The organism is Jeotgalibacillus proteolyticus (assembly GCF_050107735.1).
Taxonomy (GTDB): domain Bacteria; phylum Bacillota; class Bacilli; order Bacillales; family Jeotgalibacillaceae; genus Jeotgalibacillus; species Jeotgalibacillus proteolyticus_A.
In genome coordinates this window covers 274,469-290,561 of record NZ_JBNILO010000004.1, presented here as the reverse complement: position 1 = coordinate 290,561, position 16,093 = coordinate 274,469, and the positions used below count along the sequence as shown (strand labels likewise).

Genomic DNA, 16,093 nt, shown 5'->3' with positions numbered 1-16,093 from the left:
TTTTTTTCGTTCACTACAGAGCAGGCGCTACAATCTCCACTTTGATCCGATCCGGGTCTTCCCCGTACAGGGCATAATGAGCAGGTCCACCCGCAAAAGGGTACTGGCTTTCATATAAGATCCGCTCCTTGCGACTTTTCATTTCAGCTGCAAGTTCATCTACCTGCTCTTTGGATTGGGCATGAAATGCCAGGTGGTTTAGACCTATCCGTTTCCTGTGATAGCCTGCTTCTTTATAGTCTTCTTCGGCTTCCACAAAAACAAGATAGGCTTCCCTGCTTTTGTAGCTGAAGCCTATCTCCCACTTTTGATAAGGGTGCCACCCCAAAGACGCCAGAAGCCAGCTCCAATATTTATAGGACTGCTTTAGATCAGAGACATAGATTTCAAGATGGTGAAGCATACTCTCCCTCATTTCCTATCCGTTTACTTCTGCCCTGCGAAGCTTAGCCTGTGCGGGTGTCTTTTGAAACAGCTGCTTACGGTCTCTCCAAACAAAGAATAGAGAAAGCAGGAACGCAAGGCCGTCTGCAATCGGAAAGGCCAGCCACACACCAACCAGACCGAAGAAGGATGGCAGAATAAGCACCAGTGGAATAAGGAAAATAAGCTGTCTGGACATGGACAGAATAAATGAAATTTTAGCTTTCCCCAGTGCCTGGTATAATCCGCCTGTCACCATTTGAAAGCCGATAATCGGCGCCACAAGGAAGATCCAGCGCATGGCCGTTTCTCCTCCATCTACGACCGCAGCATCCGTTGAAAACACAGCCATCATGCCTGCCGGGAATATCATGGTGATCACCCATACAAAGGTGGCAATGCCACTTGCCGCTAAAATTCCTATCTTTAGCGTATCACTTACCCGATGATAGAGCTGCGCACCGTAATTGTAGCCAATAATCGGCTGCATCCCCTGCACAATTCCAAACATCGGCATAATGGCAAACATCATAATCCGGTTAATAATACCAAATATTGCAACGGCTGTTTCGCCGCCATGAATAACCAGCATCCAGTTTACAGCAATAAACATCAAACTGCCCGCAACCTGACGGACAAATGTTGCTGATCCAATGCTCACAATCTCTTTAACTACTTTAAAATCCGGAAAAAGTCCAACCCATCTGAACGACAGGGAGCTTTTACCCATTTTAAAGTAATAGAAGATCCAAACCGCCCCTACGGCTTGTGAAATCACAGTTGCGATTGCCGCCCCACTAATTCCCATATCCAGTGTGAAAATAAAAATTGGATCGAGTATAATATTCAGCCCCGCGGACACAATCATCGTCAGCATCGCTACTTTAGCATTTCCTTCTGAACGGACAATATTATTGGCTGACATGGCAAACGCCTGAAATAGAGACCCGTATAAAATAATCGATAAATACTGCTTCGCGTAAGGAAGTACATCTTCTGTCGCGCCAAAAGTGAGCAGAATCGGCTCTAAAAATGTGAGTGCGAGTGTGACCATCAGGACACTAAGCAGGCCAACGAGCCAGATCACATGTCCGAATACTTCATTTGCTTCGTCTAATTTTCCTGCTCCAAGTCTCCTTGAAATAATGGACGCTCCCCCGATTCCAATCGCTGCTGCAAAGGCAGTAATAATCAGCTGCAGCGGAAATGCGATGGAAAGAGCCGCAACCGCTAGTGTGCCAACCCCCCGTGCAATATAAAAGGTATCTGCGATATTGTAAAATGCCATCACGAACATGCCAATAAAGGCAGGGACGGAAAAACGGACCATCAGTTTCGGTATTCTTTCTGTACCGAGCTGTGTGCTTTGCTGTTTCATCCTTTTGTCACCTCTCTTTTTCTTCAATCTTTTTTACTGCGTTATCTGCCATCCGTTTCAGCAGCCTTAGTGCCAGCTCTTTTTCTTCTTCTGAAAAATCTGCTGTCAATGTGTTAGTCCAATCCTCCAAAATGGAACGAATGACCGGTTCAAGCTCTTTTGCTTTATGAGTCAGCTTCACAATATGGGAGCGCCGGTCGGTGTCATGGGGGTTCCGCACAACATAGCCTTCATCCTCCAGCTTTTTCACAGCCCGCGCAGTGGTCGTTTTGTCCATTTTTAAAGCTCTGGCCATTTGTTCCTGTGTCAGTTCATTTTCTTCATACAGCACCATTAAAAATTTTACCTGTCCCCTGCCAAGACCATATGGTTCAAATATTTTGCTCAAATGCATATAGCCATAACGATGAACAGTGGATATCATCCGTGCTGCAGATTTATGATTGGTCTTTCTGCTCATAGCTCTCCTCAATTCCTCTATTTAAAATACTTCCCTGATTATAAAACGATTTAGTTGCAGATGCAACCTTCCATGTTCCGAAATATATTCATCTTTACAAGAATGGCAGAAGGCTTTATGATGAACGGGACAAACACAAACTGCATATGAAAGTCGATACACTAGGGGTGCTCGTAAAGGGCTGTGATGAGAACATTTTGTTCCGATCCCTCAATACCCGATCCAGGTAATACTGGCGTGGGGAAGTGTGGTGACGCATCACTCATTCAACCAACTACTCAATTGATGATGACGAAGCTGCATTTCCTTTTTCGGGAATGCAGCTTTTTGTGTTGCCAAAACGAGTACAGGAGGAAAATATGATGACAAACCAATCAACATCTTTATCAGCCGGAGCTTCTTGCGGCACGAGCCAAATAGCAGGCTGCCGCTTCTCTCTTCATCCTATGGACGATCAATTTGTATCACTGCTGAAAGGAGCCATAGAACAAGCAGACACCTCTAAAATCTGGCGCTTCACTGATGATGTCAGCACCTGTGTCCGCGGCCGGGAAATCCATGTTTTTGATGTGGTAAAAGCAATGGTTCTTCATACTGCAAAAACAGGTGCGCATGTGGCGCTTAATGCTACGTTTTCAATCGGCTGCCCCGGCGATACAGAAGGCGACGCCTACATGACAGAAGACGATATCCGTTTAAACGAACCGGACGTGAAGGATCTTTCGCAATATGTATCCTCCCAATTTGCACTTTATCCTATGGGCGATCCGGATTATATGAAAACGATTATGGATCAGGTGGCAGTGGCAGAAAAACACGGTACGCTGAAAAAAGGCGTTCATTACGCCAGCGGGCTCCACGGGGATATACACAATGTATTTGCCACATTGGAGGAAGTGTTCGCAAATGCGCAGCAAAGTAAAAGCTCGCATATTGTGATGACGGTAAATATGAGTATTAACAGCCCGTCCCACCAGGAGGAAAAGTAAATTGACCGCTAAATGGAGATTATCTGAAATCATTGTGTTATCTGTACTGGCTGTTGTCTTTGCCGTCGTTTACCTGGCATTTTTCCAGGTGGGAAATGTAATGGTTGGCATGATGGGGCCGATCGGATATGAATTTATTTTTGGCATTTGGTTTATTGTTTCCATTATCGCCGCCTATATTTTACGTAAGCCCGGAGCCGCTTTTTTATCAGAAACCATTGCAGGTGTAATCGAAGTGTTAATCGGTAATGCTGTTGGGCCAATGTTAATTGTCTCTGCTATGATTCAAGGCGCTGGGGCTGAGGCGGTGTTTGCTGCAACACGCTACAAGCGCTGGGGGTTATGGGTGTTAATGCTCGCCGGAATGGGCTCTGCTGTCACAAGCTTTATCTGGGGCTATTTTATCTCTGGATACGGTGCTCTTGATCCCGGCTATGTGACGCTAATGCTTGCTCTTCGTCTTGCAAGCGGTGCGATCCTCGCTGGGCTGTTAGGAAAATGGCTGTCAGATGGCTTATATCAAACGGGTGTATTAAACAGCTATGCCATCGCTCGGGATAAAAAGAAGGGTTCTTATGGCAAAGCTTCCTAACGAACCTATCATTGAATTTAAAAATATTACTTACAGACATGCGGAAGAACTCGCCCCCGTTCTTTCCCATTTATCATTCTCGATTTTTAAGGGAGACACTCTTTTACTCGCCGGTCCGAGCGGTGCTGGAAAAAGCACGATTACCATGCTGATGAATGGCATCCTGCCTTCTAATGGCAGCGGTGTTCTGGAAGGAGAAATTGATTGGTTTGGCACCTCATCTGAAAAATGGAAAAATGGAGAAATTTCAAAGAGGATCGGTGTCATGTTTCAGGATCCTGAAAGTCAATTTTGCATGACCACAGTTGAAGAAGAGATTGCTTTTGGATTGGAGAATCTCCATCTTCCGCGTAAGGAAATGAGAGAACGGATCCATGATTCCTTATCACAAACAGGTCTTGAGGGGTTTGAAAAACGGACCATTCAACGTTTATCCGGCGGTCAGAAGCAGCGCGTTGCTCTAGCCTGCCTTCTTGCCATGAGAACCGAGGTCCTGCTGCTGGATGAACCATTTGCCAACATCGACCCACTCTCAAGAAAAGAATTAATCGAAACGCTGGCTCAGCTTAAAGAGAAACTTAGCTTAACCTTGATCATCATCGATCATGATTTAAATGGATGGACTGACTGGATTAACCGGGTTCTTTTACTGGATGAAAGTGGAACAATCGGTTTAGACATGCCGCTTGAAGAAGCGTTAAGCGCGCATCTATCAAGCTTTGAAGCGCTAACCGTCTCACTTCCTCTTCATATCACACTGCAAAAGGGAAATAACCAGCTCTATGTACTTAAAGATCAATGGGTGAAGCAGCTTTCCATTTCTGAGCGATCACAGCTGGGTGACCTATTGAACACGGGACACCCAAAAAAGGAGTTTGGTTCAGCTTTAATGGAGCTTAGAAATAGTTCATTCCGCGCGGGAAATCAAGCTATTTTAGAGAAAATTAACTTTACTCTCTTAGAAGGAGAAACGATCGCCTTTTGCGGCCATAATGGCGCAGGAAAAAGCACACTGGCCCTTTTACTCGCAGGTCTCTATTCTCCTACAAGCGGTGATCTTCTTCTTAACGGCAAATCTGTGCGCACATATTCACTTCAGGAAATGCGGCGCAGGATCGGCTATGTATTTCAAAATCCCGAGCATCAATTTGTCGAGCATACTGTTGAAGATGACCTGGGCTTCGGATTAAAAATTCAAAAGCTCCCTGCTCAACAGATTCAGGAACGGACGCTTGACATCCTGAAAGCAATTCGCTTGGACGGTTTTCAGGACCGCCACCCTCTTTCTCTCAGTCAGGGACAAAAAAGAAGACTGAGTGTGGCGAGTATGACCATTGATGACCAGGACATTCTAGTGCTGGATGAACCTACTTACGGACAGGATGCAGGTTCTTTGAAAAATCTTACTAATATGCTGCTGGAAAGAAAAAAACAAGGGAAGACGACAGTGCTTGTGACACATGATATGGAGCTGATTCAGTCTATTTGCGACCGTACGCTCCTGTTGTCAAAAGGGAGAGTTCAATTCGAGGGACCTCCGGAGCAGCTTTGGGGGCTTGGAGAAGACATCCTTAATCAGCACGGTCTTACTCTTCCCCCTTCCGTTGCATTACGTCAGGCGCTGGGAGGTTATAAGTATGTGGCTTCATACCATTAATCCTTCTGTTAAACTTCTTGTAATTTTAGCAGCGATTATTGCTCTTGCCTTATTTCTAGATCCTGTCCTTTATCTTGTTTTCTGGATTGGCCTGATCGTAATTACCTTTTCACTTTCAACAATCTCCAAGAAAACCTGGGCTCTCCTCACCGCTCCCTTTTTCTTTATGGCCATCGGTTATGTGTGGACCGCGATGCTTTTTCCAAACGAAGCCCTTTTAGTAGAAGAACAGGTTCTTTTTAAATGGGGATGGTTGATTTTAACAGAGGAGTCTCTTATGAGAAGTGCGGGCCTTGGGATGAGGGTAATTGTTTTTTCAGCTTTGTCTTTACTCTTTGTTCTCACAACCAAGCCTGTTTTATTTATGCTTAGCTTAATGCAGCAATTAAAAGTACCTTCCCGTCTGGCCTACGGGATCATGGCTGGCTATCAGTTTCTTCCTTTAATCAGGGAAGAATTTCAAATTATGCAGCGGGCTCAGCAAATACGGGGCGTTGGCAGGCCGCAAACGGTAAAGGAACGGGTTTCTCAATGGAAGAGTTTTGTCATTCCTCTTTTAGCAAGCGCTATCCGTAAAGCAGAACGGACAGCTATTGCGATGGAATCAAGGGGATTTACAGGCGAGCCGCGAACCCACTGGTACCGGGAGATCCCTCTTCGAAAGCGGGACGCGGTTTTTGCTGCCCTTCTTGCCGGATTGTTTTTACTCTCTTTTACCGTTTCTTCCATTCTTCAATAAGGAAGTTATAGTATTTTTGGGCAATAAGGTAGAACATACCTTGGAGAAGAGGACGTGCCGAGGCGATCTCAATTCTCTATGGCTTTTACCTTTCTTATTGCCCAGCCCTCTTATGTAAAATGATAATCACGCTGCAGGGTTTGAGAGGATTTCAGGTGTTTAAGTGCGAGGCGGATCCGGCTCTTAACGGTTCCGAGCGGCACTCCTGTATCGGAGGATATTTTCTCATGTGACATCCCATTTAAGTAACATAATCGAATCACAGCCTGCTGCTCCACGTTTAATTGTGCGATGGCTGTATGCAAGGTTGTGGTTTGTTCTTTCTTTTCCATTGCCTCTTCAGGAGGAGGTGCGGTGTCTGCAGATGAATTTCTTTCCTCAAATTCAGCATACTGATGCTTTGACTGTCTGGAAAGAAGATCCATAGAGGAATTTCGGGTAATGGTTAATAGCCATGATGAAAATTTCCCTTTTCCTTCAAGGTATTCAGCATGTTTTTTCCAGAGTCTCAGGAAAACCTCCTGTACTACCTCTTCTGCTGCCGAATGATTTTGCGTTATGCGGTACGCAAAGGAATAAACTAATTTTTCGTACTTGGTGTAAAGCTTTTCAAATGCTTTCTGGTCCCCTCTCACCATACGATCATATAAATCAATATCATGCTCAACCGTCAAATTCTCCATGCCTCCTTATCAGGCTTCTGAACTATAAGTCATATTCCCCGTGAAAACTAAATGAAAACCCTTACTGAAAGATTGTGTAAAAGTTCCTTATCTTCCGAATGAATATACTAGGATGAACACGAAAAATACCGTATGATGTAAAGAGATTATGATAGTTCGGAGGAATGGATTAAAAATGAGTTTGTTAAATGTAGTAAAAGTAGGGCACACCTTTGGCGACAGGACCCTGTTCAAAGATGTTTCCTTTCGCCTTTTAGATGGTGAACATATGGGACTTGTCGGTGCGAACGGCGTTGGAAAATCAACTCTGATGAGCATTTTGACTGGAGAACTGATTCACGATGAAGGCAAGGTTGAGTGGCTGCCGGGCACTCACTATGGCTACCTGGATCAGCACACCCGATTAACCCCCGGCAGAACCATGCGGGATACACTTCGCGACGCTTTTCTGCCTTTATTTAAAAAAGAAGAAGAGTTAAATGAGATTACAGCAAAGATGGCTGATGCCTCTCCTGAAGAGCTTGAACAGCTTTTAGAAGACATGGCTGAGATCCAGGATGCGCTGGATGCTGGTGATTTTTATACACTGGATATTAAAATTGAAGAAGTGGCAAGAGGACTGGGACTTGATGCTATCGGTCTCGACCGGGATGTAGCTGCACTGAGCGGCGGACAGCGCACCAAGGTTCTGCTGGCAAAGCTATTGCTTGAAAAGCCAAAAGTGCTTCTTTTGGATGAGCCGACCAACTACCTGGATGTCGAACACATTCACTGGCTTTCCATGTACTTAAAGGATTATCCGCATGCATTTCTATTAATTTCACATGATACTTCCTTTATGAATGGTGTCGTAGACATTATTCTTCACCTTGAATTTACAAAAATGAACCGGTATACAGCCACATATGAAAAGTTTCTTGAGCTGGCAGAGCTGAATAAAAATCAGCATATCAACGCCTATGAAAAGCAGCAGGAATTTATTAAGAAACAAGAAAGCTTTATTGCAAAGAACAAGGCACGCTACTCAACGACAGGCCGGGCAAAAAGCCGTCAGAAGCAGCTGGATCGCATCGAACGGATTGATCGTCCCGAAACAGCGGCAAAGCCTACCTTTGATTTTAAAGAAGCTCGAGGAAGCAGCCGTTATGTTATTGAGGCAGAGAACCTTGAAATCGGCTATGACCGTCCGCTTATGCCAAAAATTGATTTGACTATTGAACGGGGAGAAAAAATAGCTGTCGTTGGTGCAAACGGCGTAGGGAAATCCACTCTCTTAAAAACCATAATGGGTAAAATCAATCCGCTTGGAGGTAAAGTCATTCATGGTGATTTTCTTTTCCCTTCCTACTTTGAGCAGGAGCTGAAAGCAAAAGCGATTACACCGATTGAGGATGTGTGGTCCGAGTTTCCTTCCATGGAGCAAAACCAGGTGCGGGCTGCACTTGCAAGATGCGGTCTTAAAAACGAGCATATTTCACGACAAATGAGTCAGCTCAGCGGTGGTGAACAAGCAAAAGTCCGCCTATGCAAGCTGATGATGCACGAAAGCAACTGGCTGCTTTTTGATGAGCCGACCAATCACCTTGACGTTACAGCAAAAGAAGAACTAAAGCGCGCCTTAAAAGAATACAAAGGAACCATCGTGCTTGTCTGCCATGAACCAGATTTTTATGAAGATTGGGCAACCACTACCTGGAACGTTGAAGAATGGGCAGCACACGAAAATAATTAGTAAACAAGAGCCTGGGACAAATTTGTCTCAGGCTTTTTGAACGGTTCACTGCGCTTCAGGCAGACGTTATCCTAAAAGAAGGCGTTCAGCCCGCCCCAAGGTTTGCTGCAGTTTTGCCAAGCAATTAATCTTCAGCAGTCCCCACCTTCCGCCTCCCCTTTATACTGCAATCCAGAGTCTTTTTCAGTTATGTTCCAATCTCTTTTAGCTGTTCCTGGGAAAACACTACCTGCTTAAAGAAATCGGCCTGCCTTTCTAAACAAAGAGAAAGGAATGATGCGATGTGTTTTTTTCTTCATTCCTGTGTCAGTAAAACGTGTAATACGGGAATACTGGGGTATGGAATGATAGAACTTCAAAAATTAACCATACTAGTATATGACTAAACGAAGAAAGGTTGTTTTTCGATGAACACAAATCATGAGCGTGAAGCGTATTGGCGCGACTCGGCGGAAGTCCCTGACTTTCCCGTACTCAATGAAAGCAGACAAACCGATGTAGTGGTAGTGGGCGGAGGCATTACAGGCCTCACAACGGCATATCTTCTCTGTCAAAAAGGACTTAGGGTCACATTGGTGGAAGCAAGCGAACTCCTGTCTGGAACGACCCGCTATACGACAGCAAAAATTACTTCTCAGCACGGTGCCATTTATGATGAGCTTTTGCAGCATTTTGGCAGAGAAGGAGCAAGACAATTTTTCGACCAAAATCAGCAGGCCTTACATTGGATGAGACAAATCGTCAAGCAGAAAAACTGGGACTGCGATTTTGAGGATCATGATTCCTGGATTTATGCGACTTCAAATGAATCCTTAAAGCAGCTTTTAAAGGAACAAAAAGCGTATGAAGAGCTGGACATTCCTTTCCGCACTGCTTCCACTCTTCCGTTTGATATTCCTTGCAAGGGCGCTTTAATCATGCCGGACCAGGCTCAGTTTCACCCGATCCGCTACCTTGCTCATATGGCGAAGGAGATCGTGGCCATGGGCGGGCAAATTCATGAACAGACAAAAGCAGTGGACATTAAAGAAGGCGATGACCTTCAAGTAACGATGGAAAGCGGACATGCTCTTTCCTGCCAGCATGTGGTCATTGCTACAAGCTACCCGTTTTGGGACGGAGCCGGTCTTTATTTTGCCCGCCTTGAAGTAGAACGCTCCTATATTGTTTCCGGTAAATGGGAGGGTGAAGACCCGGGCGGCATGTATCTTTCCCTTGACTCCCCTTCCCGCTCCATCCGCTTTTATCAGCATGATGGGTCGCGCGGCATCATGATCGGAGGAGATGGACATAAATCCGGCCAGGGAGGTCAGCATGAGCAGCACGCACAAAACTTAAAAGAATTTACCCATGCTCAGATCGGTCCGGTTGATTTTACGTATGAATGGTCTGCTCAGGACAACATCACATTAGATAAGCTTCCTTATATTGGTCCTCTCACCAATCGACACCCGCGTGTTCTTGTTGCCACGGGTTATCGAAAATGGGGAATGACCCAGGGAACGATGGCCGCTCACATACTTAGTGAACGAATTCTTGGCGTACCTAATCCATCCGCTGATTTATACGATCCAAACCGCTTTAAAGCCGACCCTTCCGTTAAACAAGCTGCTACTTTAAATACAGATACTGCTGTACAGTTCGTCAAAGGGAAGCTGGAATCTCCATCTATTGACCTTAATCAGCTTGGAGAAGGAAAAGGCGGCGCTGTCAAATGGAACGGAAAAACAATCGGTGCCTACCGAGATGAACATGGAAAAGTGTACGCAGTTGATCCTACTTGTACTCATTTGGGTTGTGAGTGTAAGTGGAATGACAGTGAAAATTCATGGGACTGCCCTTGCCACGGCTCAAGATTCGCAGTTGATGGAGAAGTGCTGAATGGACCTGCTCTTAAACCATTAAAAGTGATTAAAACAGACGAATCCAACTAATTGACTCATTGTTTGAATAGCTTTTCATGAAGTTTGTTCCCTAAACAAAAAAGACTGTTCTAAAAACCACTTCAAAAGCTGGTTTATAGAGCAGTCATTTTCATTTTTCACTCTTTCCCGAGGTCCTTAACTTTGTTGGTGCAGCTTTCCATTGCATGTAAAATCGCGCTTCGAAAGCCCTCTTTTTCAAGTGCAGAGACTGCTTCTATCGTTGCGCCTCCCGGTGAACATACCTGATCCTTTAGGACGCCTGGATGAAGCTCTGTATCAAGAACCATTCTGGCTGCTCCATACACTGCCTGTGCTGCTAGACGGTAGGCTTGATCACGTTTCAGTCCTTGTTTCACCCCGCCGTCAGCCATCGCCTCAATCATCATATAAACATAAGCAGGAGAAGATCCGCTTATCGCTGGAATGGCATCCATAAGCGCTTCTGAGATCACTTCAACTTGTCCAAATGACTGAAAAAGATCAATTACAGCATCAAGTTCCCCGTTCGTGACCCATTCATTTGCACACAGCGCACTCATCCCTGCACCTGCTAATGAAGGCGTATTAGGCATACTTCTGACCACTTTGACATTTTTATTAAACAACTCCGTGATTTTCCTTGTCGACAAACCTGCTGCGATCGTGACGATTACCGTGTTTTCACGAACATCCTTTTTAATATCTTCAATGACTGCAGCATGAAGCTCTGGTGTAATGCCGAGAAATAAAATATCTGCTCCCAGTGCTGCTTCCCCATTCGTTTCAGCAGGACGCACCCCGTATTTCATTGCAGCTTGTTCAAGCGTCTCAACGGTTCTAGAACTGACAATAATGTTTTCCGGTGCAATTAATTCAGAACGGACCATTCCGGCAATCATTGCTTGTGCCATCTTTCCGCATCCGATAAATCCAATTTTTTTATCCATAACGCAACCCTCTCTTGATCAAAATAATTTCTTAAATCATATAAGAAACAGCGGAAAAATGCGAATGGGAATCATACTCTTTGTAAAGACTTTGTAAAGCAGAATAAAATGAGTTGCGCATATAAGCATATGCCTATATACTGATAACTGGAATCAAGATACTATATCCGGAGGTGAAGGAAGTTGATCGCAAAAGAAGCTCTTACAATTGATAAAGCAGCGATGGCCTTGAAGCTTATGGGGGATAAAACACGTCTAACCATGCTTCGCATTTTAGCAGATCATGATTGCTGTGTATGCGAATTCGTCGAGATCTTTAACATGAGTCAGCCATCCATCAGCCAGCATGTCCGAAAAATGAAGGACATTGGCATGATTAAAGAAAAACGGCGCGGGCAATGGATTATGTTTTCTCTAAATGAAGACTTCGAAGGATATGAAATGGTAAAAAGCGTTCTGCATCTTCTCCCTGTTCAGGATCATCATCTCGAAGAATTGATTCAAAATGGGAAAAGAATTTCCTGCGATTAACCCAAAGGAGTTGTAGCGCGTGTTGGAAGTCATTTTAGCTGTCATTATATTTTTACTCACTTTAACGCTCGTTATCTGGCAGCCAAAGGGCCTGGGCATCGGCTGGTCTGCCTGCGGAGGTGCATTGATTGCGCTGATGCTTGGCGTTGTTTCTACTCAGGACGTAGTGGAAGTAACCTCCATTGTATGGAACGCGACCTTAACATTTGTTGCCTTAATTATTATTTCTTTGATTTTAGACGAAATCGGATTTTTTGAATGGTCCGCTCTTCACATGGCTCGTTTTGCAAACGGAAGCGGGATCAAAATGTTTGTATATGTCACCCTTCTCGGTGCGTTGGTTGCAGCATTTTTCGCAAACGATGGAGCAGCACTGATTTTAACGCCGATTGTACTTGCGATGGTGCGAAATCTTAATTTTAAAGAAGCGATGATTCTTCCGTTTATTATGGCGAGCGGTTTTATTGCCGATACCGCTTCTCTTCCATTAGTCGTCAGTAACCTGGTAAATATCGTTTCTGCTGATGTATTTGGAATTGGGTTTGCGGAATATGCAAGCCGCATGATTATTCCTAACTTCTTTTCAATTGGCGCCAGCCTGCTGGTACTCTGGCTGTTTTTCCGCAAAAGCATTCCTGAAAATTACGATATGAGCCAGTTGAGAAAACCGGTGGATGCGGTGAAAGATGCAAGGATGTTTCGATTATCATGGGTGGTTCTCGCTGTCCTGCTAGTTGGCTATTTTGCGAGCGAGTTTATCGGCATTCCAGTCTCTTTCGTAGCAGGAACGATTGCCATTGTCTTTCTTCTGATTGCCCGCCGCAGCCCCGCTGTGAATACTAAAACGGTTGTGAAAGATGCACCGTGGGCCATTGTTTTTTTCTCTATTGGAATGTATGTGGTTGTTTTCGGACTGAGCAATGTCGGCTTAACAAGCTTATTAGCTGATGTTATTCAAACCGCTGCTGACCAGGGACTATTTGCCGCTACGATGTCCATGGGCTTTATCGCGGCCATTCTGTCATCGGTTATGAATAACATGCCTACCGTGATGATTGATGCGCTCGCGATCCAGGAAACCAATACAACCGGTGCTGTACGTGAAGCCCTTATCTATGCAAATGTAATCGGCTCCGACCTGGGTCCGAAGATCACTCCTATCGGCTCTCTGGCCACACTATTATGGCTGCATGTTTTAAGCAAGAAAGGCTTTACGATCAGTTGGGGATACTATTTTAAGATCGGAATTATTTTAACCATCCCTACTCTGCTGATCACCTTAGCCGGCCTTTATTTATGGCTGATTATTCTTCTCTAAAAACCAGCTAAGTTTACCTACATTTAAACATTAAAGGAGCGTTTATCATGACAAAAAAGACACTTTACTTTCTATGTACAGGAAATTCATGCAGAAGCCAAATGGCTGAAGGATTTGGAAAAGAGTATTTAAGCGATGAATGGAATGTGCTGAGCGCAGGCCTTGAAGCGCATGGGCTGAATCCAAATGCTGTAAAAGCAATGAATGAGGTTGGAATCGATATTTCCAGCCAGACTTCAGACACGATTGACCCTGACATTTTGAATAATGCTGATTTCGTTGTTACTCTATGCGGCCATGCGGCTGATCATTGTCCAATGACGCCGCCTCATGTTAAGCGCGAGCATTGGGGCTTTGATGACCCTGCCAAAGCAGAAGGAACGGAAGAAGAAAAATGGAAAGTATTCCAGGATGTTCGTGATCAAATCGGCGCTCGCATTAAGCAATTTGCTGAAACTGGAAAATAACAAGTAGAACAAGCCTACATTAACTTAACGAATCCATTCTACATAGCCAGATCACTGAAACGAACTATCGTTCCACGTGACCTGGCTATTCCACTAAAAGGAGGTTATTTTATGTCATCCATTACTATTTTTGATCCTGCCATGTGCTGCAGTACGGGTGTGTGCGGCCCCTCAGTCGATCCGGAACTTACCCGAATCGCCTCAGCACTCCACAAACTGGAGGCTGAAGGAGTAGATGTAAAAAGATATAATCTGGCTAACGATCCAGCCCATTTTGTTCAAAACGAACAAGTGAAAGAACTCCTGCAGACAAAAGGCGCAGACGCTCTTCCGTTTGTTTTCATTAACGGCCAGCTGGAAACTACTGGACACTATCCAGCAAACCAGGAGCTTGCCAACCATTTTTCCATTGATCCTAAGCAGCTTGAAATCAAAAAACCAAAACTTAAAATTGATCTGAAATCCATTTAGTCTAATAGTTAACAGCGAATTTTAAAGTACTACGGGAGGTGCCATTAGTATGTTTGCACGATTTAGTCCTTCGTCTGAAGCATTAACCCCCTTTTTATTTTTTACAGGAAAAGGCGGGGTTGGAAAAACATCTACAGCTTGTGCCACCGCCATTTCACTTGCTGATCAGGGAAAGAACGTTCTATTAGTCAGTACTGACCCGGCTTCTAATCTGCAGGATGTACTCGAATTTAATGTACAGCGCGATCCACAGGCTGTGCCAGCTGTTGAGGGGTTATATGCTTGCAATATTGACCCGGAGGAAGCTGCCAGAATGTACCGTGAAAAGATGGTCGGCCCTTACAGGGGAGTATTGCCTGACGATGCAGTAGCCTCCATGGAAGAGCAATTATCCGGTGCATGTACAGTTGAAATTGCTGCTTTTGATGAATTTACAGCACTGCTTGTAGATGCTGAGGTTACTTCCCATTATGATCATATCGTATTTGATACTGCTCCAACCGGTCATACACTCCGCCTGCTGCAGCTTCCGACTGCATGGAGCTCCTTTTTAACTTCAAGTACTCACGGAGCTTCCTGTCTCGGGCCATTATCAGGCTTGCAGGAAAAGAAAGATTCATACAGCGAGAGTATGCAGGCATTATCTGATTCTGAAAAAACGAAGCTTATGCTTGTTACACGGCCGGAACCTTCCGCTATTGCTGAAGCAAAACGGGCAGCAGATGAGTTGCTTGAAATTGGTATGAAAAATCAGCATCTGATTATGAATGGCTGGCTGGAAGGGCTTAAGACAGATGATGCTGTAGCAAACGCTTTTTATAATCGGCAGCAGGAAGCCGTAGGCAGGATTGACGAGGCTTCATTTTCGTCTATTTCCATGCTCCCTTTTGTATCCCATTCATTGACCGGTATCCAATCGCTGCGGTCGTGGTTTTCATTGCAGCATGAAGAACAGGCCCTTCAGAATGATAAACCATCTTTACGGGCAGCCGTTCAATCGATTGATGATTATGTTGATTCTCTCATTTTAAATGGCCAGCGTGTCATCATGACCATGGGAAAAGGCGGAGTTGGCAAAACATCAATGGCTTCGACCATTGCAGCCAAACTCTCTGATAAAGGTCACTCTGTGCACCTTACTACCACTGATCCGGCTGATCACCTATCTGGGATGGTGACAAAATCCTCCCGTTTACATGTCAGCAGCATTAACCCTAAAAAAGAAGTTGAACGATACACCCATCAGGTTTTGACCGAAGCTGCTTCTCTTTCTGATTCTGAGCGTGAGTACCTAGAAGAAGACCTGCGCTCACCTTGTACAGAGGAAATCGCGGTCTTTCAAGCCTTTGCTTCCATTGTTGCGCAATCGGAGCATGAATTTGTCGTCATTGATACAGCACCTACAGGGCATACCCTTCTCCTATTGGATGCGGCGCAGTCCTATCATAAAGAAGTCGAGCGAATGACCGGCCAAAAAACACCTGACAGTATTAAACAGCTTCTTCCTACCTTACGCGATCCGCTTCAAACAAGCATCGCAATTGTGACATTAGCAGAAGCCACACCTGTTCTTGAAGCTTCCCGACTGCAGGAAGATCTGAAAAGAGCCGGAATTACTTCTTCATGGTGGCTGATTAACCAGTCCCTTTTCGCAGCCGATTCCAGAGAACCAGTACTCGCGAACAGAGCCAATGAAGAAGTGAAATGGATCGACACCGTGCACCGGAAATTTGCCAAAGAAACCGTTCTGATTCCATGGCACGCTTAACGCAATACCATTCTATTTTTAAAAAGAGAGGAAT

The 16,093-nt window shown here is 44.8% G+C and carries 16 protein-coding genes and 1 riboswitch; of the genes, 11 read left to right on the top strand and 5 right to left on the bottom strand.

Annotated features, from left to right (window positions below):
• Positions 1–13: 13 nt before the first annotated feature.
• From ACQCT8_RS08895 to ACQCT8_RS08885, 3 genes are read right to left on the bottom strand one after another with little or no spacing between them, the layout of a single operon-like run.
• Positions 14–403: a VOC family protein gene (locus tag ACQCT8_RS08895; RefSeq protein ID WP_426870246.1), complete on the bottom strand. Its 390-nt coding sequence runs from the start codon at positions 401–403 to the stop codon at positions 14–16.
• A 15-nt stretch (positions 404–418) separates the two neighbouring features.
• Positions 419–1,801 carry an MATE family efflux transporter gene (locus ACQCT8_RS08890; RefSeq protein ID WP_426870244.1) on the bottom strand — a complete coding sequence of 461 codons (1,383 nt, stop codon included), beginning with the start codon at positions 1,799–1,801 and terminating at the stop codon, positions 419–421.
• A 7-nt stretch (positions 1,802–1,808) separates the two neighbouring features.
• The gene (locus tag ACQCT8_RS08885; RefSeq protein ID WP_426870242.1) at positions 1,809–2,261 is read right to left on the bottom strand and encodes a MarR family winged helix-turn-helix transcriptional regulator; all 453 of its coding nucleotides are present in this window, start codon (positions 2,259–2,261) and stop codon (positions 1,809–1,811) included.
• Between the two features lie 153 nt (positions 2,262–2,414).
• Positions 2,415–2,522: riboswitch (TPP riboswitch) on the top strand.
• Between the two features lie 101 nt (positions 2,523–2,623).
• Here ACQCT8_RS08885 and ACQCT8_RS08880 point away from each other — a divergent pair.
• Genes ACQCT8_RS08880 through ACQCT8_RS08865 form a run of 4 tightly spaced genes read left to right on the top strand, consistent with a single transcriptional unit; the run spans position 2,624 to position 6,238 of the window.
• Entirely contained in the window at positions 2,624–3,250 is a 627-nt protein-coding gene (locus ACQCT8_RS08880) for a YkoF family thiamine/hydroxymethylpyrimidine-binding protein (protein WP_426870240.1), read from the top strand.
• Position 3,251: 1 nt separating this feature from the next.
• Positions 3,252–3,842, top strand: coding sequence for an ECF transporter S component (locus tag ACQCT8_RS08875; RefSeq protein WP_426870238.1), 591 nt, complete (start codon positions 3,252–3,254; stop codon positions 3,840–3,842).
• Positions 3,826–5,499 carry an ABC transporter ATP-binding protein gene (locus ACQCT8_RS08870; RefSeq protein ID WP_426870236.1) on the top strand — a complete coding sequence of 558 codons (1,674 nt, stop codon included), beginning with the start codon at positions 3,826–3,828 and terminating at the stop codon, positions 5,497–5,499. The genes ACQCT8_RS08875 and ACQCT8_RS08870 overlap by 17 nt, the downstream gene beginning before the upstream one ends.
• A complete protein-coding gene (locus tag ACQCT8_RS08865) occupies positions 5,480–6,238 on the top strand; it encodes an energy-coupling factor transporter transmembrane component T family protein (RefSeq protein ID WP_426870234.1) in 759 nt (252 codons plus the stop codon). Before ACQCT8_RS08870 ends, ACQCT8_RS08865 begins: the two co-directional genes overlap by 20 nt.
• A 110-nt stretch (positions 6,239–6,348) precedes the next feature.
• On the opposite strand, the gene ACQCT8_RS08860 is transcribed toward ACQCT8_RS08865, so the two are convergent.
• A complete protein-coding gene (locus tag ACQCT8_RS08860) occupies positions 6,349–6,921 on the bottom strand; it encodes an RNA polymerase sigma factor (RefSeq protein ID WP_426870232.1) in 573 nt (190 codons plus the stop codon).
• 175 nt (positions 6,922–7,096) lie between these two features.
• Here ACQCT8_RS08860 and ACQCT8_RS08855 point away from each other — a divergent pair, with 175 nt between their 5' ends.
• A complete protein-coding gene (locus ACQCT8_RS08855) occupies positions 7,097–8,653 on the top strand; it encodes an ABC-F family ATP-binding cassette domain-containing protein (protein WP_426870230.1) in 1,557 nt (518 codons plus the stop codon).
• Positions 8,654–9,060: 407 nt separating this feature from the next.
• A complete protein-coding gene (locus ACQCT8_RS08850; RefSeq protein WP_426870228.1) occupies positions 9,061–10,587 on the top strand; it encodes an FAD-dependent oxidoreductase in 1,527 nt (508 codons plus the stop codon).
• A 107-nt stretch (positions 10,588–10,694) separates the two neighbouring features.
• Here the strand turns inward: ACQCT8_RS08850 and proC are convergent, their stop codons facing one another.
• Positions 10,695–11,504, bottom strand: a complete 810-nt coding sequence (gene proC / locus ACQCT8_RS08845; RefSeq protein ID WP_426870226.1) for a pyrroline-5-carboxylate reductase — start codon at positions 11,502–11,504, stop codon at positions 10,695–10,697.
• A gap of 186 nt (positions 11,505–11,690) precedes the next feature.
• Between proC and ACQCT8_RS08840 the strand changes: the two genes are divergently transcribed.
• From ACQCT8_RS08840 to arsA, 5 genes are all read left to right on the top strand, one after another.
• Entirely contained in the window at positions 11,691–12,035 is a 345-nt protein-coding gene (locus ACQCT8_RS08840; protein ID WP_426870321.1) for an ArsR/SmtB family transcription factor, read from the top strand.
• A 19-nt stretch (positions 12,036–12,054) separates the two neighbouring features.
• On the top strand, positions 12,055–13,353 hold the full coding sequence (locus ACQCT8_RS08835) for an arsenic transporter (protein ID WP_426870223.1): 1,299 nt from the start codon (positions 12,055–12,057) through the stop codon (positions 13,351–13,353).
• Between the two features lie 47 nt (positions 13,354–13,400).
• The gene (gene arsC / locus ACQCT8_RS08830; protein ID WP_426870221.1) at positions 13,401–13,820 is read left to right on the top strand and encodes an arsenate reductase (thioredoxin); all 420 of its coding nucleotides are present in this window, start codon (positions 13,401–13,403) and stop codon (positions 13,818–13,820) included.
• Positions 13,821–13,931: 111 nt separating this feature from the next.
• Positions 13,932–14,291, top strand: a complete 360-nt coding sequence (gene arsD / locus ACQCT8_RS08825; protein WP_426870219.1) for an arsenite efflux transporter metallochaperone ArsD — start codon at positions 13,932–13,934, stop codon at positions 14,289–14,291.
• A gap of 49 nt (positions 14,292–14,340) precedes the next feature.
• Complete coding sequence (gene arsA, locus ACQCT8_RS08820) at positions 14,341–16,059, top strand: arsenical pump-driving ATPase (RefSeq protein ID WP_426870217.1); 1,719 nt, start codon at positions 14,341–14,343, stop codon at positions 16,057–16,059.
• Positions 16,060–16,093 lie beyond the last annotated feature (34 nt).